25 protein-coding genes are annotated in these 19,244 nt (G+C 71.6%); 12 read left to right on the top strand and 13 right to left on the bottom strand.

The genetic code is table 11. The features are described from left to right. Positions 1-58 precede the first annotated feature (58 nt). From RI578_RS35660 to RI578_RS35650, 3 genes are all read right to left on the bottom strand, one after another. Positions 59-760 (bottom strand): ribonuclease H, encoded by a 702-nt coding sequence (locus RI578_RS35660; protein WP_310874925.1) that lies wholly within the window; start codon positions 758-760, stop codon positions 59-61. A 30-nt stretch (positions 761-790) separates the two neighbouring features. Continuing rightward, positions 791-1,588 carry a VOC family protein gene (locus RI578_RS35655; RefSeq protein ID WP_310874924.1) on the bottom strand — a complete coding sequence of 266 codons (798 nt, stop codon included), beginning with the start codon at positions 1,586-1,588 and terminating at the stop codon, positions 791-793. Between the two features lie 136 nt (positions 1,589-1,724). Further along, the gene (locus RI578_RS35650; RefSeq protein ID WP_310874923.1) at positions 1,725-2,207 is read right to left on the bottom strand and encodes a VOC family protein; all 483 of its coding nucleotides are present in this window, start codon (positions 2,205-2,207) and stop codon (positions 1,725-1,727) included. Between the two features lie 248 nt (positions 2,208-2,455). Between RI578_RS35650 and RI578_RS35645 the strand changes: the two genes are divergently transcribed. Together RI578_RS35645 and RI578_RS35640 are read left to right on the top strand one after the other, a co-directional pair. Then, positions 2,456-3,109: an ATP-dependent Clp protease proteolytic subunit gene (locus tag RI578_RS35645; RefSeq protein ID WP_310874922.1), complete on the top strand. Its 654-nt coding sequence runs from the start codon at positions 2,456-2,458 to the stop codon at positions 3,107-3,109. Between the two features lies 1 nt (position 3,110). Continuing rightward, entirely contained in the window at positions 3,111-3,713 is a 603-nt protein-coding gene (locus RI578_RS35640; protein ID WP_310874921.1) for an ATP-dependent Clp protease proteolytic subunit, read from the top strand. A 51-nt stretch (positions 3,714-3,764) separates the two neighbouring features. Here RI578_RS35640 and RI578_RS35635 read toward each other — a convergent pair whose 3' ends face one another. After that, complete coding sequence (locus RI578_RS35635) at positions 3,765-4,217, bottom strand: helix-turn-helix transcriptional regulator (RefSeq protein WP_310874920.1); 453 nt, start codon at positions 4,215-4,217, stop codon at positions 3,765-3,767. Between the two features lie 253 nt (positions 4,218-4,470). On the opposite strand from RI578_RS35635, the gene RI578_RS35630 reads away from it, so the two are divergent. Then, positions 4,471-5,358, top strand: coding sequence for an RNA polymerase sigma factor SigF (locus RI578_RS35630; RefSeq protein WP_310875945.1), 888 nt, complete (start codon positions 4,471-4,473; stop codon positions 5,356-5,358). Positions 5,359-5,422: 64 nt separating this feature from the next. Here RI578_RS35630 and RI578_RS35625 read toward each other — a convergent pair whose 3' ends face one another. Beyond that, positions 5,423-5,878 (bottom strand): ATP-binding protein, encoded by a 456-nt coding sequence (locus tag RI578_RS35625; RefSeq protein WP_310874919.1) that lies wholly within the window; start codon positions 5,876-5,878, stop codon positions 5,423-5,425. Positions 5,879-6,023: 145 nt separating this feature from the next. Between RI578_RS35625 and RI578_RS35620 the strand changes: the two genes are divergently transcribed. The 3 genes from RI578_RS35620 to RI578_RS35610 all read left to right on the top strand — a co-directional run bounded on the left by RI578_RS35620 (position 6,024) and on the right by RI578_RS35610 (position 8,466). Beyond that, positions 6,024-6,608 carry a PRC-barrel domain-containing protein gene (locus RI578_RS35620; protein WP_310874918.1) on the top strand — a complete coding sequence of 195 codons (585 nt, stop codon included), beginning with the start codon at positions 6,024-6,026 and terminating at the stop codon, positions 6,606-6,608. Next, positions 6,605-7,021, top strand: a complete 417-nt coding sequence (locus RI578_RS35615) for a PRC-barrel domain-containing protein (RefSeq protein WP_310874917.1) — start codon at positions 6,605-6,607, stop codon at positions 7,019-7,021. The genes RI578_RS35620 and RI578_RS35615 overlap by 4 nt, the downstream gene beginning before the upstream one ends. 158 nt (positions 7,022-7,179) lie before the next feature. Next, complete coding sequence (locus tag RI578_RS35610; RefSeq protein ID WP_310874916.1) at positions 7,180-8,466, top strand: streptophobe family protein; 1,287 nt, start codon at positions 7,180-7,182, stop codon at positions 8,464-8,466. A 52-nt stretch (positions 8,467-8,518) separates the two neighbouring features. Here the strand turns inward: RI578_RS35610 and RI578_RS35605 are convergent, their stop codons facing one another. After that, positions 8,519-8,929 (bottom strand): hypothetical protein, encoded by a 411-nt coding sequence (locus RI578_RS35605; RefSeq protein ID WP_121750646.1) that lies wholly within the window; start codon positions 8,927-8,929, stop codon positions 8,519-8,521. 378 nt (positions 8,930-9,307) lie between these two features. Here RI578_RS35605 and RI578_RS35600 point away from each other — a divergent pair, with 378 nt between their 5' ends. Both RI578_RS35600 and RI578_RS35595 read left to right on the top strand, forming a co-directional pair. After that, positions 9,308-9,688 (top strand): nuclear transport factor 2 family protein, encoded by a 381-nt coding sequence (locus tag RI578_RS35600; protein WP_310874915.1) that lies wholly within the window; start codon positions 9,308-9,310, stop codon positions 9,686-9,688. Between the two features lie 83 nt (positions 9,689-9,771). After that, entirely contained in the window at positions 9,772-10,056 is a 285-nt protein-coding gene (locus RI578_RS35595) for a DUF1905 domain-containing protein (RefSeq protein ID WP_310874914.1), read from the top strand. A 5-nt stretch (positions 10,057-10,061) separates the two neighbouring features. Here the strand turns inward: RI578_RS35595 and mgrA are convergent, their stop codons facing one another. Beyond that, positions 10,062-11,054, bottom strand: a complete 993-nt coding sequence (gene mgrA / locus RI578_RS35590; protein WP_310874913.1) for an L-glyceraldehyde 3-phosphate reductase — start codon at positions 11,052-11,054, stop codon at positions 10,062-10,064. 128 nt (positions 11,055-11,182) lie between these two features. On the opposite strand from mgrA, the gene RI578_RS35585 reads away from it, so the two are divergent. Further along, positions 11,183-12,067: a LysR substrate-binding domain-containing protein gene (locus tag RI578_RS35585; RefSeq protein ID WP_310874912.1), complete on the top strand. Its 885-nt coding sequence runs from the start codon at positions 11,183-11,185 to the stop codon at positions 12,065-12,067. 25 nt (positions 12,068-12,092) lie between these two features. Continuing rightward, positions 12,093-12,608, top strand: coding sequence for a mycothiol transferase (locus RI578_RS35580; RefSeq protein WP_310874911.1), 516 nt, complete (start codon positions 12,093-12,095; stop codon positions 12,606-12,608). On the opposite strand, the gene RI578_RS35575 is transcribed toward RI578_RS35580, so the two are convergent. After that, positions 12,590-13,654, bottom strand: coding sequence for an adenosine deaminase (locus tag RI578_RS35575; protein WP_310874910.1), 1,065 nt, complete (start codon positions 13,652-13,654; stop codon positions 12,590-12,592). The two genes, RI578_RS35580 and RI578_RS35575, sit on opposite strands and share 19 nt — an antisense overlap. A 123-nt stretch (positions 13,655-13,777) precedes the next feature. Next, complete coding sequence (locus tag RI578_RS35570; protein ID WP_310874909.1) at positions 13,778-14,182, bottom strand: VOC family protein; 405 nt, start codon at positions 14,180-14,182, stop codon at positions 13,778-13,780. Between the two features lie 126 nt (positions 14,183-14,308). Between RI578_RS35570 and RI578_RS35565 the strand changes: the two genes are divergently transcribed. Beyond that, on the top strand, positions 14,309-14,767 hold the full coding sequence (locus RI578_RS35565) for a pyridoxamine 5'-phosphate oxidase family protein (protein WP_310874908.1): 459 nt from the start codon (positions 14,309-14,311) through the stop codon (positions 14,765-14,767). A 24-nt stretch (positions 14,768-14,791) separates the two neighbouring features. Here the strand turns inward: RI578_RS35565 and RI578_RS35560 are convergent, their stop codons facing one another. The 4 genes from RI578_RS35560 to RI578_RS35545 all read right to left on the bottom strand — a co-directional run bounded on the left by RI578_RS35560 (position 14,792) and on the right by RI578_RS35545 (position 18,546). Then, positions 14,792-15,709: an aldo/keto reductase gene (locus tag RI578_RS35560; RefSeq protein WP_310874907.1), complete on the bottom strand. Its 918-nt coding sequence runs from the start codon at positions 15,707-15,709 to the stop codon at positions 14,792-14,794. Positions 15,710-15,721: 12 nt separating this feature from the next. After that, entirely contained in the window at positions 15,722-16,612 is an 891-nt protein-coding gene (locus RI578_RS35555; protein ID WP_310874906.1) for a glycoside hydrolase family 19 protein, read from the bottom strand. Between the two features lie 261 nt (positions 16,613-16,873). Further along, a complete protein-coding gene (locus tag RI578_RS35550) occupies positions 16,874-18,196 on the bottom strand; it encodes an aldehyde dehydrogenase family protein (RefSeq protein ID WP_310874905.1) in 1,323 nt (440 codons plus the stop codon). Positions 18,197-18,378: 182 nt separating this feature from the next. Continuing rightward, complete coding sequence (locus RI578_RS35545) at positions 18,379-18,546, bottom strand: hypothetical protein (protein ID WP_310874904.1); 168 nt, start codon at positions 18,544-18,546, stop codon at positions 18,379-18,381. Between the two features lie 196 nt (positions 18,547-18,742). Between RI578_RS35545 and RI578_RS35540 the strand changes: the two genes are divergently transcribed. Next, entirely contained in the window at positions 18,743-19,183 is a 441-nt protein-coding gene (locus RI578_RS35540; RefSeq protein ID WP_310874903.1) for an SPW repeat protein, read from the top strand. The last annotated feature ends 61 nt before the right edge of the window (positions 19,184-19,244 follow it).

Here is a 19,244-nt window from a genome sequence, read left to right as displayed (position 1 = left end):
TTAGAGTAGCAACGAAAGGGGTTGATGATCGTAAGACCCGCCCGGCCAGGGGCCGGCCCTATCCGGCCGCCGCCGTGCGGCACTCCGGGTGGCCCCAGCCCTGGTCGTTCTTGGCGATGGACTCCCCGGCCGCGTAGGAACGGCCGCACAGGCAGCGTCCGGGGAACTTGGCCTTGATGGTGCGCGCCGAGGCACCGCCGCCCTTGCGGGCCGTGCCGGGCCCTCGGCGCGGTGCCTTCCTCGCCGCCGGGACGTCCGGTGCGGGCGGCGGCTCCGGCGAGCCGAGGCCGCTGCCCGCGGGCTCCTGGACGACGGCGGCCTGACTGGCGGCGCGGTCGGCGAAGTCGTTGAGCCGGTCGCCGTCGACCTGGTGGGCGGGCACGTAGCGGAACTCGACCGAGCGGCCGACGAGCAGCTCGTCGATGCGTACGACCAGCTCCTGGTTGGCGACCGGCTTGCCGGCGGCCGTCTTCCAGCCGTTGCGCTTCCAGCCGGGCAGCCAGGTGGTGACGGCCTTCATGGCGTACTGCGAGTCCATGCGGACCTCGAGCGGTACCTCGGGGTCGGTCGACGCCAGCAGGCGCTCCAGCGCCGTGAGTTCGGCGATGTTGTTGGTGGCCTTGCCGAGCGGCCCCGCTTCCCAGCGGACGGGGGTCTCCGACGCGTCGGCGACCACCCAGGCCCAGCCGGCCGGACCCGGGTTTCCCTTCGAAGCCCCGTCGCACGCGGCCACAACACGTTCACGCATGCGCCCGATCATGCCATGGCTCGACGGGGTGCCGGGGCGGGGTCAGGGGACGTCCGTGATCTTCGGCATCTCTCCCTCGGTCCTCGTGATGTCGAGCACCGAGAAATAGGCGCCCTGTGGGTCGCTCAGGGTCGCGAACCGGCCGAAGGGGCTGCTCATCGGCCCGAACCACAGGGTCCCGCCCAGCTCGGTGGCGCGGGCCACGGCCTCGTCGCAGTCGGCGACGGTGAAGTAGACGTTGATGTACGGCGGCACCTCGGACGGGATGTCGTCCGTCATGGCCATGCGGCCGAGCACGGTGTCGTCGCCCACGTCGAAGAGGCGGAAGTCCACCCCGTCGTCCTCCATCTGCTTCGCCGTGTAGGAGAAGACCGCGGGGAAGAAGGCGTCCGACTTCCCGGGTTCGCGGGTGAAGACCTCGGCCCAGCAGTACGCGCCGGGCTCGGCCACCGCCTCGAACCCCTCGTGGGTGCCGCCCTGCCAGATGCCGAACACGACGCCGCCCGGATCCCGGGCCAGGCACATGGTGCCGAAGTCGCCGACCCGCATGGGCTCCATCAGCACCTCACCGCCCGCCTCGCGCACCCGGGAGGCGGTCGCCGCGGCGTCGGGGGACGCGAAGTAGAGGCACCACTGCGAGTGGCCCTCCTGACCGGACATGGGCGGGACCACGGCGGCGACCGCCTTGCCGTTCGCGTAACACTGGGTGTAGTTGCCGTGCTCCGACGACGACTCGCCGAAGGTCCAGCCGAGGACGTCGCCGTAGAAGCTCTTGGCTGCCTCGACGTCACCGAACATGGCATCGGCCCAGCAGGGGGTTCCTTCAGGTTGCACGGCCATGACTGCCGCCTCCCGTAGGGATGAATGGTCCGGCGGGTGGTCCGGATGATGGGGATGGACAGGGGGTGAGGGTGGTGCGGACGGTCCGATTCCTCACGCTAGTCATCCCCACCCCCGCCCGCGCGCCGGCGGCTGTTCACTCGCCGGCGTACGCCTTCTCCAGCGCGGCGATGTCGAGCTTGCGCATCGACATCATGGCCTTGTTGGCGCGCCCCGCCTTCACGGGGTCCGGGTCGCGGAACATCTCCTCGAGCCTGCTCGGGACGACCTGCCAGGACACACCGAACCTGTCCTTGACCCACCCGCAGGGGCCCTCCTCGCCGCCGCCCTCGGTGAGCCTGGTCCAGTAGTGGTCGACCTCTTCCTGGTTCTCACAGGTGATCTGGAAGGAGATCGCCTCGTTGAACTTGAACTCCGGGCCTCCGTTGAGGGCGACGAACCTCTGGCCGTTGGCCGTGAAGTCGACGGTGAGCACGGTGCCGGTGGGCTGGTGCCCTCCCGCGGGGTAGCGGGTGACGGCGCCGATGCCGGAGTCCTTGAAGAGGGAGACGTAGAAGTGGGCGGCCTCCTCCGCCTGGCCGTCGAACCAGAGACACGTGGTGAATCCGTCGGTGCTCATGAGTACCTCCTGCGCGTCGAACACGGTCACCACTGTCGACCGGCGGCAGCCGGAGAACTCATCGGTCGTACGGAATCCGATGCGGACGGTTCTGCCACGGGAGCCGAGCGCTCTGCTCGTGGCGAATCTGCCGCGGGCAGAGAAGGCCCCGCCGGAGTCCGCGGCGGGCCGAGAGTGGAGGAACCGCGGCGCCACCGGCCGCGTACCACTCCCCACCGGAACTCCCGACGACTCGACAAGGAGCGCCGATGTCTCCACTCATCGCCGGCCCGGCCCCGGCCGTGCCGCCCCGGGCCCAGGAGGGCGACACCCCTGCGACCCGGTTCGACGACCATCTGGCCGAGCAGTTGCTCGCGCAGCGGATCGTGCTGCTGGGCACGCAGGTCGACGAGGTCTCCGCGAACCGGATCTGCGCCCAGTTGCTGATCCTGTCCGCGGAGGACCCGCGCACCGACATCAGCCTGTACATCAACAGCCCCGGCGGCTCCGTGCACGCGGGGCTCGCCATCTACGACACGATGCGGCTGATCCCCAACGACGTCTCGACACTCGCCATGGGCTTCGCCGCCAGCATGGGGCAGTTCCTGCTGAGCGTCGGCGCGGCGGGCAAGCGCTACGCCCTGCCGAACGCCCGGGTCATGATGCACCAGCCGTCGGCGGGCATCGGCGGCACCACCGCCGACATCGAGATCCAGGCCGACAACCTGGAGTTCACCAAGCGGACCATCGAGCGGATCACCGCCGAGCACACCGGTCAGAGCCCGGAGACCATCTCCCGGGACGGCGACCGCGACCGCTGGTTCACGGCCGAGGAGGCCAGGGAGTACGGAATGGTGGACCAGGTCGTCCAGTCCCTCGCGGACGTGCGCCCGGCCGCCACCAGGCGACGGATGGGGCTGTGACATGGGGAGCTACACGATTCCGAACGTCGTCGAGCGGACCCCGCAGGGCGAGCGGTCCTACGACGTGTTCAGTCGGCTGCTGTCGGAGCGGATCATCTTCCTGGGCACCGAGATCGACGACGGCGTGGCGAACGTCGTCATCGCGCAACTCCTCCATCTGGAGTCGTCGGCTCCGGAGAGCGAGATCGCGGTCTACATCAACTCCCCCGGCGGCTCGTTCACGTCGCTGATGGCGATCTACGACACGATGACGTTCGTGCAGGCGCCGATCTCGACGTTCTGCGTCGGGCAGGCGGCCTCCACGGCGGCCGTGCTGCTGGCCGGCGGGGACCCCGGGCGGCGGTTCGTGCTGGAACACGCGCGGGTGCTGCTCGGTCAGCCGGCCAGCGGCGGACGGCAGGGCACGGTCTCCGATCTGGCGCTGCAGGCCAAGGAGATGGTGCGGATCCGCTCCCAGGTGGAGGAGGTGCTGGCCCGCCACACGCACCACGACGTGGCGACACTGCGCGCGGACATGGACCGCGACAAGGTGTTCACCGCCGAGGAGGCCGTGGCCTACGGGCTGGCCGACGAGGTCCTCAGCCGGCGCCTGCTGCGCGTGTGAGACGCCGGGCCGGTGCCTCGCCGTCCGCGAGACGCCGGCCCGTGCGGGCGGTCAGGCGGCCAGGCACATCCCGTCGTAGCGGGCACCGGACGTACCGTGCCCCCGGCCGGCGCCGGTGCGCCGGGAGGTGAGGCGCACCAGTTCTCCCTGGGTCCGCGCCAGCAGGTCGCCCAGCCCCAGCCCGAGGGCGCCCGCGGCGGCGGCCAGCACCTCCGACGACGCCTCCTTGCGGCCGCGCTCGACCTCCGACAGGTACGGCATGGAGATCCGGGCGGCCTCCGCCACCTCCTTCAGCGTGCGCTCCTGGGCGAGGCGTTCGCGCCGCAGGACGTCGCCGACCAGATCGCGCCAGAGGGGCTCTCTGATGGTGGGCGACCTCCGCTCCGGGGAAACCGGCGGGGCGGCGGGGCGGTCTCCCGGGCGCGCGGGCTGCGGGCGCGACTGGGAGCGCGACTGCGGGCGCAGGGGAATGACGCGGGCTTCGTTCGGCACGTGGCTGGTCACCTCCTCAGCCTAGGAGTCCCGCCGCGCGACGGAAGGGGCCGGCGTTCCGCCCAGAGGGAAACCGGAGGGAACCACCGGGTGCCGGTCGCCGCGCACGGGACTACCCTGATGAGGGACACAGACCCCGCGATGACGCAGCGGCACCGATTATTCGCCACCCGTGAACACGGGAGGCATGTGTCGCCGCGCCCCGGGTACCCGCAAGCGGGAAGACCTAGGGAGACGTCGAACCGTGACTTTCGTGGGAGAGGTAATGGAGACCGCCGTGATCCGGCCGGAAGCGCAGGTTGTCGAAAAGGCCACCGGGAGCAGGACGGGCGAGGGATCACTGCCGGGTGTCGTGGACCCCCGCACCGTGGCGCCGCGTGACGCGCGGCAGCTGTCCCGCCAGTTCTTCCAGCGCCTGACGGAACTCGAAGAGGGCACGCACGAGTACCAGTACGCGCGCAACACCCTGATCGAGATGAACATGTCACTCGTGCGGTTCGCCGCAGGCCGCTTCCGCGGTCGCGGGGACGACATGGAGGACATCGTTCAGACCGGCATGATCGGCCTGATCAAGGCCATCGACCGGTTCGAGCTGGCGCGCGAGGTCGAGTTCACCTCCTTCGCGCTGCCGTACATCGTGGGCGAGATCAAGCGCTTCTTCCGTGACACCACCTGGGCGGTGCACGTACCGCGGCGCCTCCAGGAGCTGCGCGTGGAACTGGCCAAGGCCCGGGAGGAGCTCTCCTCCCGTCTGGACCGCGAGCCCACCGTCGCCGAACTCGCCACGCTGATGAACATCAGCGAGAACGAGGTCGTCGAAGGCCAGATCGCGTCCAACGGCTACAACTCGTCCTCGCTGGACGCCGCGCTGACCGGGGACGGGCCCGAGAACGGCGAGTCGGTACTGGCCGACTTCATCGGTATGGAAGAGGACGGGCTGCGGCTCGTCGAGGACTTCCACTCCCTCGCCCCGCTGATGGCCGAGCTCAGCGAGCGCGACCGGCAGATCATCCACATGCGGTTCGTGGAGGAGGCCACCCAGGCGGAGATCGGCGAACAGCTCGGCTGCTCGCAGATGCACGTGTCCCGGCTGATCAAGCGGATCATCACCCGGCTGCGCGAGGGCATGCTGGGCGAGCTGGGCTGCGCCTGACGAGGACGCGGAGGACGCGAAGACGTGAACGTGCCGCCCCGGACTCAGCCGCGGGGCGGCACGTTCACGATTCGGTGAGGGGCATCACGGCGCGCACCCGCTTGCCGACCGGCACGCGTTCGACGACGACCGCTTCCGCCAGGGCGTGGACGATCTCCAGACCGTGCCGGCCGACGCGCTCGGGGTCGCGAGGGAAGCGCTGGGGCACCGCGCCGCTGCTGTCGTAGACGGTCACCGCCATCGAGGTGCCCGTCCCCTCCAGCTCCAGGATGTACGGCCCCTTGCTGTGGCGGTCGGCGTTGGTGATCAGCTCGCTCACCACCAGCAGCACCGCGCCGTCGGCGCGCGGGCCGATCGTCGCGCACCACTCGGTCCTCAGCTGATCGAGGAAGAGCGAGGCGAAGGAACGTGCCTCCGCTATACATCCCGGCTCACCGGAGTAGTGTGCCGCCCGCCTCAGCGGTTCAACGGGTACGTCGAAACCAGTCGGTATCACTGCCCCGTCCAGGTACTCGGTCATGCGTTTCTCTCTCGGAAGCCGGACTGGCCGGACGCTGCTGCACCTGTCCTCGTACCCCGAGTCGGGCCGCGCAGTCCCCGTGTCTTCGTAGTGCGGGCATCGTCACAGTGGCGCGGGGAACCCGAGGGTGCGGGAAGGGTGTGCGATGAACGAACTGATGACCGCGCGAAGCCTCACCACCCGGCCGGTGGTCACCCTCGGCGGCGATGCCGTCGCCCACGTCAAGGACACCGTATGCGACGCCGCCGCGAGCCGGATCACCGGTTTCACCCTGACCGGGCGGGGTCTGCTGTCCGGCCCGATGAAGGAGGGTCTGCCCTGGCCGGCCGTGCACGCGCTGGGCCATGACGCGGTGATGATCCGCGACCGGCGGGGACTGGTGAGCGCCACGGCCATGATGGTGCACCAGCAGACCCTGCAGGCCCGGTTGCTGGGGGCGAGGGTGGTGACGGAGACGGGGGCCGAGATCGGTACGGTGCTCGACGTCGTGGTGGAGGGCGGCACCGGCGGACGGGTCGTCGGCTTCCGGGTGGCGGCGAGCAGGGGGTTCCTGCCGGGGCCGACCCGGCACCGGCGCCGGGTGTACGTGCCGCGCGGCGAGACGCTCACGGTCGCCGGCCGGGCCCTCGTCCTGCCCGGGGACGCGGTACGGCATGTCGCGGACGACCTGCCGGGCTTCACCTCCCTGGTCGGCGGCGTGCCCGGGTACTGGAAGGGCTCGCTGCCGTGATGCTGTTCACGGAGGTGCGGGGTCTCCCGGTGGTGCCGCCGGCCGAGGCCGGGCCGCTCGGCACCGTGACGTCCCTGACCGTCGACATCGCGTCCCGCGCGGTGAGCCATGTGCGGCTTCGCGGCAGCCGTCTGCGCAGGGAGACCGTGCTGCCGTGGGACGCCGTGCACGCGGTCGGCCCGGGCGCCGTCCGGGTCCGTTCCACCGCCGCGCCGGACACCGCCCCGCCCCGCCACGACCTGCTGGGCCGCCGGGTCCTGACCGAGGCGGGCGCCGAGCACGGCACGGTCCTGGACGTGGCGTTCGATCCGGAGACCGGCCGTCTCCTCGCGGTCTTCACCACCCGGGGCGAGGTGTCGGCCGACCGCCTGCTGGGGCTGGGCGACCACGCCCTCGTCGTCCGGGCGGGCTGACGGGTAGGTCCATCGCGAGCACCGGCCGAACGCCCCGACCCCGGCCGAGCGACCCGGCGCCGACCCGCACGCCCTCCGGCCCCGCTCCCCCGAACGCCTGCCGACGCGGACGGCCCTGTCGGCGGGCGCGTCCGGTGGGTGCTGCATAGCGTGGCAGCGTGAGTTCGCGAACCCCCTCCGGCCCTCCCGGCCGGACAGCCGCCCGTCACGGCTGGATCCAGGCACTGGTCACGGTGCTGGCCGGGCTGGTCGCCATGGGTGCCGTGGCCGCGCTCGGGCTGTGGGCGGCCGGGGCCACGGACCTGCCCGACAACGCCTTCCCCCGGGTCGTCACGGCGACCGTCGTCACCGCCGTGGGCGGCGCGCTGGAGGTGTCCGGTGATGCCGGGGGGTTCGCCGACACCGACGCGGGGCTGACCGTGCTCCCGCTGTCGGTCACGCTGACCGGCGCCCTGGTGATCGCCCGGGGCTTCCTGCGGCCGCTGCGCCACCGGGCCGTCGCCGGCGCCCCGGAGCTGGCCGGGTGGGCCGGACGGATCGCCGTGCTGTGGCTGCTCGCCCTCCTCGGGCTGGCCTTCGCCGCCCGCCAGACCTTCGAGGTCTCCCTCGGCGAAGGCGTCCTGAACGACCTAGGCGACCTGTTCGGCGTCACTCCGACGGTCGGCTTCACCACGGACGTGCCGCTGACCGTCCTCTTCGGGCTGCTGTGGCTCGCGGGGGTGCTCGTGCTGGCTCTGCTGGTGTCGCGCGGGGCCCCGTTGCCCGGGCGGCTGCTGCGCCTGCAGACGTCGGTGCGGCCGGCGGCGTACGCGATGGTCGCGTTGCTGCTCGCGTACGTCGTCGTCGGCGTCGTCGTCGGGCTGGTCGTCGCGGGGACGCGGGGGCACCCCGCGGACACCTTCGCCGTACTGCTGCTCGGTCTGCCGAACCTGGCGTGGCTCGCGCTCACGATCGGCCTCGGTGCCACCTGGGACGGGCGCGTGGAGGGACCGTTCGGGCTGCCGATGCCGCACGTGCTCGACGAGGTGCTGCGCGGGCCGGACGTATCGACGCTGAACGTGGGCACGCTCGCCGAGCACGACGGGCGGATGTGGTGGCTCGTGGTCGTCGCGGCGGTCCTGCTCCTGGCGGCCGGGTTCCTGCTCGCGTCCCGCTCCCCGGACCGGATGCCGGCCTGGCTGCACGCCGTGCACATGGCCGTGGCGCTGGCGCTGACGGTTCTCATGATCGGGCTCGTCGGCCGGCTCTCCGCGCACTACGGCCTGTCGGTGCTCGGCATCGGCGACCTGGGCGGTGGACTGTCCGGGCAGTTGTTCCTGCGGCCGCGTCTGTGGGGTGCGGTCGGTCTCGCACTGGCGTGGGGGCTCGTCACCGGGTTCCTCGGCGCGTCGCTCGCGCGGTGGGCGGGCCGGCGGGCCGGCGGGGCCCCTGCTCGGTCCCGGTGACACCGTCGGAAGGCGCTCGGGCGGCTCGGGCGGCTCGGGCGGCTCAGGCGGCTCAGGCGACGGGGACGACGAGGGGCGGGGAGGCCCGCTGCATGCGCAGGGCGTCCACGGACTCGGCCATGAGTTCGTACTCGGTGGTGTCGTCGCTGGTGGCGATGCGCACCAGGCGCCCCGCGGCCAACTCGTCGGCGACCAGCTCCTGTTGGACGTCGTCGGCGCACCAGGCGCGCATGACGCGCGGCACGTCGGGTGCGTCGTCGGCGACCGGAGTCAGGGCGCCGCGCGGTAAGTGGGGGGTGTCGGGTTGCGGATCGAGCCGTTCGGCGATCCAGGACGCTCGGTCGCGCAGCCACCACAGGGCGAGGGCGAGGGTCGGGGCCCGGTAGGTTCCCAGGGGTACACCGATGCGCCGACCGTCACAGACACCGTAGGCGGTGACATGGCACAGGAACTCGTCGTGCACTGCTCCCCTCCCCCCGTCGCCCAGCCCGCCTGCAGGCCGGGCATGGCGTCCGTGCGGCTCGTGTGCTGTGCGTGAGGGCGTTGTCGCATGGTGTGAGACGCCCTAGAGGTGAGTATGTTCACTACTGAACCACTGTCACCATGAATTTCCGGCCAGTCTCCTGGCATATTCACGGCACTTGATGGCTGAAATGCCGCGGCGCGCGATCCCGTCTTCATCACCCGGGCGCGCCCTCTTCCGGGGCCCGGGAGCGCGCCCGCATGACCCCCGGGGTAATCGACGGCGCGGACGGGCGCGGGCATCGTTGCGGTACCGGGTCGCCGCGACCGGCATCCGGTTCCTGACCTGCGCGTACCACCACGATGGAGGCTGATCGACATGTCTGCACCCACCCGCCGTTACGAGGATGCCGTCGCCCGCTACTTCGAGGCCTGGAACGCCGGGCCGGACGCCCTGGCCAAGGCGGTCGCCGCGGCCTGGACCAATGACGGCGGCTACACCGATCCCCTGGCCGACGTCCGTGGCCACGAGCAGATCGCGGCCGTGATCGCGACGGCGCACGAGCAGTTCCCGGGCTTCGCCTTCCGGCTGTCCGGTGCCGTGGACGGGCACCACGACACGGCGCGCTTCTCCTGGGAACTGGTGAGCGAGGCCGACGGATCGGCGCCCGTGGCCGGGTCCGACGTGGTCACGCTGGACGGCGAGGACCGGATCCGGTCCGTGTTCGGCTTCCTCGACCGGGTGCCCGCCGGGGCGTGACCGCCCGCGGCCGGCGATGAGTTCCGTCGCTCCCAGGGGTCTACCGGGAAACGAACCGACGACACCGCTGGGAGCGAAACATCATGACCATGCAGAGGGATCTCGACGAGGAGTTCACCGCCGAGCTGCGCAAGAGCCCGAGCGAGGGTGGCTGGACGTATCTGGTCTGGCCGAAGTCCGCCGAGTTCTTCGGCACCCGGGGACTGGTCAAGGTCCGCGGCACCATCGACGGGGAGGTCTTCCGCAGCTCCTTCATGGCGCTCGGCGACGGCACACACAAGTTGCCGGTGAAGGCCGCCCTCCGCAAGGCCATCGGCAAGGAGGAGGGCGACACGGTCACGGTCCGGCTCCAGGAGCGGCTCGGCTGAGCGTCCTACCGCGTGACGATCTCGTCGATGCGGGCCAGTTCGTCGGCACCGAAGTCCAGGTTGCCGATGGCCGACACGCTGTCCTCCAGCTGCCCCGGGCTGCTCGCGCCGACCAGGGCGGAGGTGACGCGACCCCCGCGCAGCACCCACGCCAGGGCCATCTGGGCCAGCGACTGGCCGCGGGACTTCGCGATCTCGTCCAGGGCGCGCAGCTTGCCCACCAGTTCCCCGGTGACCGCGTCGGAGTTCAGGAAGGGGCTGTCGCTCGCGGCGCGCGAGTCCTCCGGGATGCCGTCGAGGTAGCGGCCGCTCAGCAGGCCCTGCTCCAGCGGGGAGTAGGCGATGGAGCCGACCTGCAGCTCGTCGAGGGCGTCCAGGAGGCCGCTGGTCTCGGGGCGGCGGTCGAGCATGGAGTAGCGCGGCTGGTGGATCAGCAGCGGGGTGCCCAGCTCGGCGAGGATGCGGGCGGCCTCGCGGGTCTGCTCCGGGGAGTAGTTGGAGACACCGACGTACAGCGCCTTGCCCTGCCGCACCGCCGTGTGCAGGGCGCCCATCGTCTCCTCCAGGGGAGTCTCCGGGTCGGGGCGGTGCGAGTAGAAGACGTCGACGTAGTCCAGGCCCATCCGGGTCAGGCTCTGGTCGAGGGAGGACAGCAGGTACTTGCGCGAGCCCCACTCGCCGTACGGGCCGGGCCACATCAGGTAGCCGGCCTTGGTGGAGATGACCAGCTCGTCGCGGTACGGCGCGAAGTCGGCCTTGAGCGCCTCGCCGAGCGCGGACTCGGCGGAGCCGGGCGGCGGGCCGTAGTTGTTGGCGAGGTCGAAGTGGGTGACGCCGAGGTCGAAGGCGCGGCGCAGGATGGCGCGCTGGGTCTCGACGGGGCGGTCCGGGCCGAAGTTGTGCCACAGGCCGAGCGAGAGCGCGGGGAGCTTCAGGCCGCTGCGTCCGGTGCGCCGGTAGGGCATGTCCGCGTAGCGGTCGGTGTGTGCGGTGTACAACGCGACTCCAGAGGGGTTGGCACCCGGGGTACGGGGCTTGGGCGGAACCGTGTCCCACTCTGTCGTGACCTGCGGGCAGTGGTCCAACAGAAGAATCCGATGGAATTGTGCGGCTACGCTTCTCAGTCATGGAACTGCGTCATCTCCAGCACTTCGTGGCGGTCGCCGAGGACCAGCACTTCACCCGCGCGGCGGAACGGCTGATGGTGTCCCAGTCCGGCCTGTCGGCGTCCATCCGGGCGCTGGAGCGGGAGCTGCGGGCGCCGCTGTTCGTGCGCACGACGCGCCGGGTGACGCTGACGGAGGCGGGGCGGGCGCTGCTGGGCGAGGCCGAGCGGATCCTGGCCCAGGTGCGGTCGGCGCACGAGGCGGTCGCCGCGGTGCAGGGCGTGCTGCGCGGGACGCTGTCGCTGGGCAGCGAGCAGTGCATCGCCGGGGTGCCGGTGGCGGGGCTGCTGGCCGCGTTCCGCGGGCGGCATCCGGACGTGGAGATCCGGCTGCGGCAGGCGGGCTCGGGCGAGCTGGCGGAGGAGGTCGCGGCCGGGCGGCTCGACCTGGCCTTCGCCTACCGGACGCAGGCGGACACCGACCAGCTGCGCTCGGTCTCGCTGGCCGGCGAACCGATGACCGTGCTCTGCCATCCCGACCACCGCCTCGCGGCGAACGGCGCGGCGCTGACGCCGCACGATCTCGCCGACGAGGTCTTCGTCGACTTCCACCCGGACTGGGGCCCGCGCCGCGTCACCGACACCGCCTTCGCCGAGGCGGGCGTACGGCGGACCGTCGCGCTGGAGGTGAACGACGTGCACGGGCTGCTCGACCTGCTCGACGAGAACCTCGGCATCGCCGTCGTGCCGCGCCACTTCCGGCACAAGCGGGCCTCCCTCACCTCGCTGCCGCTGAAGGACTCCCCCGAGACGGCGTACGAGACCATCGCGCTGCTGCCACCGGCCGAGGCCACCAGCCCGGCCGCGCGGGCGTTGATGGGACTGCTGGAAACGGGGAGCGGGTGAGCGCGGACTGCGCGATGGTGGACGTATGCATGCGAAGGACATCCTCATCGAGGGCTACGGCCGCATCCAGGAAGAAGTCCACGCCGCCGTCGAGGGCCTGGACCCCGACGGCCTGAACGCCCGTCCCGCCGACGACGCCAACTCCGTCGCCTGGCTCGTCTGGCACCTCACCCGCGTCCAGGACGACCACGTCGCGGACGCCTTCGGGCTCGACCAGGTGTGGCTGAGCGGCGAGTGGGAGAAACGCTTCGGCCTCGGGCTGCCCCGCCACGACACCGGATACGGCCACAGCTCCGCGGAGGTCGCGAAGGTACGGGTCGACTCGGCCGGCCTGCTGACCGGCTACTACGACGCCGTGCACGAGCAGACGCTCGGCGCCCTGCGCTCCCTGGCCGCCAAGGACCTGGAGCGGATCGTGGACGAGAACTGGGACCCGCCGGTCACGCTCGGCGCGCGGCTGGTGAGCGTCCTGTCCGACGATCTCCAGCACGTCGGACAGGCCGCCTATGCGCGCGGGCTCGTTCAGAGCGCCGCTTCGTAGCCCGGCAGGACGACGTCCTCGATCAGGGCCCGGCGCTCGTCGAAGGGGATGAAGGCGCTCTTCACCGCGTTCACCGTGACCGTGCGCAGGTCCTCGGCCGTCCAGCCCGCCTGCTCGACCAGCAGGGACATCTCACGGGTCATCGTCGTGCCGGAGACGAGCCGGTTGTCGGTGTTGAGGGTGACGCGGAAGCCGAGGTCCTTGAGCGCGGTGATGGGGTGCTCGGCGATCGAGGTGGCGGCGCCGGTCTGGAGGTTGGAGGTCGGGCACATCTCCAGGGCGATCCGGCGGTCGCGGATCCAGCCGGCGAGGCGGCCGAGCTTGCCGGCGGCGAGGTCCGGGATGTCGTCCGTGATGCGCACGCCGTGGCCGATGCGCTGGGCGCCGCACACCTGGAGCGCCTGGTGGATGCTGGGCAGGCCGTGCGCCTCGCCGGCGTGGATGGTGAAGGGCACGTTCTCCCGGCGCAGGTACTCGAAGGCGTCGAGGTGGTCGGCGGGCGGGAAGCCGTCCTCGGCGCCCGCGATGTCGAAGCCGACGACACCGGCGTCCCGGAAGGCGGCCGCGAGGTCGGCGGTCTCGCGGGTGCGGTCGAACATCCGCATCCCGCACAGCAGGGTGCCGACGCGCACCGGGGTGCCCGCTGCCGCCGCCTTGGCCATGCCGGCGGCCAGACCCTCCTGGACGGTCTCGACGACCTCGGCGAGGGTCAGTCCGCCGCTGGTCATCAGCTCGGGGGCGTAGCGGACCTCGCCGTAGACGACGCCGTCGGCGGCGAGGTCGAGGACGTACTCCTCGGCGGTGCGCAGCAGGCCCTCGCGGGTCTGCATCACGGCGAGGGTGTGCTCGAAGGTGGCGATGTAGCGCACCAGGTCGCCGGAGTTGGCGGCCTCGTAGTACCAGGCGGCCAGCTCGTCGGGGTCGGTGGTGGGCAGGATGTGGCCGACGGCCCCGGCCAGCTCCACGACGGTCGCGGGGCGCAGGCCGCCGTCGAGGTGGTCGTGCAGCACCGCCTTGGGGAGGCGGCGGAGGGTCTCGGTGTCCATGCGGGTCCCGGTGTCTGTGCGGGTCCCGGTGTCTATGCGCGTAGATGACATGTGCGGTCGTTCCTCGGCGGGTCGTTGAGCGGGGATGCTGGGCAAGGCTGCCGGGCAGGTGTGCCGGTCAGGTCAGGAGTCGGCGGGCTGGAGCAGGTCCCAGCGGTTGCCGTACAGGTCCTGGAAGACGGCGACCGAGCCGTAGGGCTCGTGCCGGGGCTCCTCCAGGAAGGTCACGCCCGCGGCCGCCATGCGGGCGTGGTCGCGGGCGAAGTCGTCGGTGTACAGGAAGAAGCCGACGCGCCCGCCCGTCTGGTCGCCGACCCGGGAACGCTGGGCCTCCCCCTTGGCGCGGGCCAGCAGCAGGGCGGTGCCCTGCCCCGCGCCCGCCGCGCCGCCGGGTTCGACGACGACCCAGCGGGAGCCGTCGGGCCGGGGCGTGTCCTCGGCGAGGCGGAAACCGAGGGCCTCGGTGTAGAAGCGGATCGCCTCGTCGTAGTCGTCGACGACGAGGGTGACCAGGGCGATGCGTCTCATCGGGGCCTTTCGGGGACGGGCGATTGACGGGAGAGGTTATACGTAAAACGCACCGCGGCGCCAGTCTCCGGTCCTACGTCTCGGGCCCGAGGCGCGGGGCGCGGCCCGTCCACTACCGTCACGGCCATGAAGATCACCGCACCACCGCGCGAGCCCCGGCAGCGCAAGCATGACGTGCTGGACCGGCTGGAAGGGGAGATGGACATCTGGGTGGCCACGGCGGACGCCGAGGGCCTGCCCTGCATGGTCCCGCTGTGGTTCGTGTGGCACGGGGAGTCGGTCTGGCTGTGCACCCGGCTCACCAACCCGACCGGCCGCAACCTGCGGGACGGCGGCCGGGCCCGGCTGGCGTTCGGGCACACCCGGGACGTCGTGCTGATCGACGGCGAGGTGGAGACGTTCGGCCTGCGGGAGGTGCCGTCCGCGGCGGCCGGGGCGTTCCTCGCGAAGACCGGCTGGGACCCGCGCGAGGACAGCGCGTCGTACGCCTGGTTCCGGGTGCGCCCGCTCGCGGTGCAGGCGTGGCACGAGCAGCGCGAGCTGAAGCAGCGGCACATCATGCGGGACGGCGCCTGGACCGCGTAGCGCGCGCATGCCCGTACGGGCGTCTCAGCCGGTCCGGGCGCCGTCGAGGCGCGACAGGTCCTCCTCGGTGAGCCGGAGGGCGCCGGCTGCGACGTTCTCGGCGAGGTGATCGGGGTTGCCGGTGCCGGGAATGGCCAGGACGCCCGGGCCCTGGTGCAGGGTCCAGGCGATCCTCACCTGCGCCGGGCTCGCGCCGTGCGCCCTGGCCACCGTACGGACCTCGTCCTCGTGGGCGGCGCCGGCGCCCCGCGGTCCGGCCTCGCCGGCGATGGCGTAGAACGGCACGAAGGCGATGCCCTGCTCACCGCACAGGGCGAGGAGTTCGTCGGTGGTGGGGTCGTGGAAGCCGAGGCCGTAGCGGTTCTGGACGGAGACCACGGGGGCGATGGCCTGGGCCTCGGCGAGGTGCCGGGGCTCCACGTCGGAGATGCCGAGGTGGCGGATGAGGCCCGCCTCGCGCAGTTCGGCGAGGGCGCCGAAGTGCTCGGCGATCGAGTCCTGCCGCATGCGGCGCAGGTAGACGACGTCGAGGTGGTCCCGGCCGAGTTGGCGGAGGTTCTCCTCGACGTGGGCCCGCAGGTCCTCGGGCCTGGCGGAGGTGCCCCACTCCCCCGACCAGTCGCGGTACGGGCCGACCTTGGCGGCGATCACCAGGTCGTCGGCGTACGGCGCCAGCGCGCTGTTGATCAGCTCGTTGGCGGAGCGCAGGGAGGAGAAGTAGAAGGCGGCGGTGTCGATGTGGTTGACGCCGAGTTCGACCGCCCGGCGCAGTACGGCCAGGGAGCGCTCGCGGTCGCTCGGCGTGCCGAGGTGGAAGGCGGCGCTGCCCGTCAGCCGCATCGCGCCGAAGCCGATGCGGCGGACGGGCAGGTCGCCGAGGTTCCAGGTGCCCGCGGACTCCGCGGTGATCGTTTCCGAGGTCACCGGCGGAGTCTCGCACACGCCGGGGACGGCTCAGCAGTAGAGGTTGCCGCCCGGTGAGACGCCGAGGATCTGGCTGAACTGCTGGTACTTGGAGACGCGGCTCTGCACCTGCGCGGGGTTCTTGCCGTCGCACTCCAGGGAGCCGTTGATGGAGCGGATCGTCTGGCCGAAGCCGGCGCCGTTGACCATGGCGTTGTGCCCGGTCATGCTGCCCGGCCCGGACTGGGTGTTCCAGTACCACAGGGCGGTCTTCCAGGCGACGGCCGCGTCGTTCTGCACCAGCCAGGGGTTGTTCAGCAGGTCGATACCGAGCGCGTCGCCCGCGGCCTTGTAGTTGAAGTTCCAGCTGAGCTGGATCGGGCCGCGCCCGTAGTAGGCGGCCTGGCCGGCCGGGCAGCCGTAGGACTGGCCCCAGTCGCAGTAGTGCGGGTAGTTGGCGGTGTTCTGCTCGACGATGTGCACGAGTCCGCCGGTCTCGTGGCTGACGTTGGCGAGGAAGGCCGCGGCCTCCTGCTTCTTGGTGGTGTCGCTGCCGGTGTTGGCGAAGCCCGGGTAGGCACTGAGCGCGGCGGTCAGACCGCTGTAGGTGTAGAAGGAGTTTCTGCCCGGGAACATCTGGTTGAACTGGGCCTCGGACACCACGAAGTCGCCGACCGGAGTCTCCGAGCCGCCGTCGCAGGCGTACGGCTCCCAGTACCACGTGCTGATGAGCGGGTCGTAGCCCGGGTTGGCGTGCTCGGCCCGGTAGGCCCTGCCGTCGGTGTAGCGGACGATGTCGCCGGCGTTGTAGTTCGCGTCGGCCGACCAGGCCGGGTAGCTCGAACACGCGGCGGCGGACGCCTGGGTGGCGGGCAGGATCACGGGCACGGCTCCCGCGAGGGCGAACACGGTCACCAGGGCGGATATACGGCGCCTCGACACAGGTCTGCCTCCTTCGACGGAGCACGGCCGCTCCCGTACAAGGGCAGGACGGAGCGGAGCCCTGTGCGCGCGTGCCGGACGGACCGGCCACGGCGTGGGGGCGGCCGTGGTGGGGGGTGTGGAGGCACACTCAACCGCGTTGGTCTGTACCAGTCAAGGGTGTAGACCACTTCAACCCAGCCGTTTTCCGGCCGGGTTGGCGTGGACTCCTCGGGCGGTCGGCTCGGCGGACCCTCGGGCTTCTCCGAGACCGCGCGCCGGTCAGCTCAGCGGCTTCTTCAGGACCGCCTTGCGGTGGCTGAACGTCTCGATGGAGTAGCGGCCGTGGTAGTTGCCCATGCCGCTCTCCCCCACGCCGCCGAACGGCAGGTCGGAGACGGTTAGATGGGCGAGCGGCAGCCCGTGGCCGAGACCGCCGGAGGACGTCTCGGCGGCGAACCGCTCCCGGGTCGTGTCGGACTCGCTGAAGACGTAGAGGGCCAGCGGCTTGTCGCGGTCGTTGACGAAATCGATCGCCTCGTCCAGGCCGGGCACGGTGACGATCGGCAGGATCGGGCCGAAGATCTCCTCGCGCATCACCGGAGCATCGGGGGCGACGTCGGCGAGCACGGTCGGCGCGAGGTACTTCTCCGCCCGGTCGCTGCCGCCGCCGACGACCACCCGGCCGGAGTCCAGCAGGCCGGTCAGCCGGTCGAAGTGGCGCTCGTTCACGATCCGCGCGTACTCCGCGGACTGCGCCGGGTCGGTCCCGTACAGTCCCTCGACCGCGCGGACCAGCGCCGGCTCCAGGGCGGCGGCGGTCTCCGGGTCGGTGAGGACGTAGTCGGGGGCCACGCAGGTCTGGCCGGCGTTGAGGAACTTGCCGCCGGCCAGCCGGGCGGCGACGACGTCGAGGTCGGCGTCGCGGTCGACGAACGCCGGTGACTTGCCGCCGAGTTCGAGGGTGACCGGGGTGAGGTGCTCGGCGGCGGCGCGCATGACGATGCGGCCGACGGTGCCGTTGCCCGTGTAGAAGACGTGGTCGAAGCGCTCGGCGAGCAGTGCCGTGGTCTCGGGGATGCCGCCCTCGACCACGGCCACGGCCTCGGTGTCCAGGTACCGCGGCAGCAGGCGGGCCAGCACGGCGGAGGTGGCCGGGGCCAGCTCGCTGGGCTTGGCGACCACCGCGTTGCCGGCGGCCAGGGCGCCGACCACCGGGGCCAGCAGGAGCTGGGCCGGGTAGTTCCAGGGCGCGATGACGAGGACGACGCCCAGGGGGTCGTACTGCGTCCAGGCGGTGGCGTCGACGCCGAGGTGCGCCGGGACGGGGGCGGGCTCGGGGCGCAGCCAGTCGGCGAGATGGTCGAGGGTGTGGTCGATCTCGCGCACGGTGAAACCGATCTCCGTGCGCTGCGCCTCGGCGGCGCTCTTGCCCAGGTCGGCGTGGAGCGCGGCCTCCAGGTCGGGGCCGTTCTCCGTGAGGAGCGCGCGCAGCCGGCGCAGCTGTGCGGTGCGCCACTCGACGGGCTTGGTGCGGCCGGTGCGGAAGGTGGCGCGCAGCCGGGCCACGACGTCGGCGGGCTGCTCGGGGGCGGGGTGGTTCACGGTGTGCCTCGCTGATGGGGGGAATCCGGTGACGGACACCGACTGGACGGCTGAAGGGCTGGAAACAACTGGGTGTAGTTGCCAACCTTTCAGGTACCAAAATACATTCCCGGCCACGGTGCCGGCTTCGCGTGCGCCGGCGGCGGAGGTCGCGGCCGGAAACCGTCCCTTCCCCGCCCCGTTCAGTCCTCGTCGCGGGCCGGTACGACCACCAGGAAGGCGTCCGACTGCAGGTCCATCACGACGGTCGCGGCCTCACCCTGCGCCCGGCGGCGTGCGGCGTACTCCTCCGCCGGCCACGATCCGCGCGGCGACCCCGCTGGAAATCGTTCCAACACCTTCGCGCCCATAGCGGCGGTCACCTCCACTGCCCCTGTGTCCGTTCGTGCTCTCCTGCCCGAGCGTCTGCCCGCGATCCGCATGGACATGCCCCACCCGCCCTCGACTACACATAAGGGAGAAATAAGAGCAGAATGGACGTATGCGGCGTTACCGCACACCGCGACCAGACGCGGTCAAGACCCGGTAAGTCAAAGGAGACGACTCATGGCCAACGTCTCGCACACCCGAGGTGACATCTCCGGCCACCCCGACGCTCCGGAAATGCAGGCGCGCTACGCCCGCATGCTCGGCGGTCGGGATGTGGCGCTCGTGGACGGGCCGGTGTTCCTGCTCGGCCTGTACTGTGCCGTGTCCCCGTGGATAGTCCACTTCACCACGAGCCAGCCCGCACTGGTGGCCCACAACCTGATCATAGGAATCGCCATCGGTCTGCTGGCCCTTGGCTTCACCCGAGCCCCGGAACGCATGTACGGCCTCAGCGGGGCGATGTGCGCGATGGGCATCTGGATGATCATCTCGCCGTGGATCGTCGGCACCAACCCGGACGCCGGCGTCATCTGGAACAACATCATCATCGGCGCCCTCACCCTGGCCCTGGGCGCGGTGTGCGCCGCCACGGCGGCGAAGACCATGCGCAAGCCCTAGACGCACGGGAAGGGAACTCGTCGGGCCGGCCCGCCCTCGCGGACCGGCCCGCGCCACGCCC

It is taken from the genome of Streptomyces sp. BB1-1-1, from assembly GCF_031597775.1.
Taxonomy (GTDB): Bacteria; Actinomycetota; Actinomycetes; order Streptomycetales; family Streptomycetaceae; genus Streptomyces; species Streptomyces thinghirensis.
The sequence above is the reverse complement of the archived record's forward strand: the minus strand, read 5'-3'. Positions and strand labels throughout refer to the sequence as shown.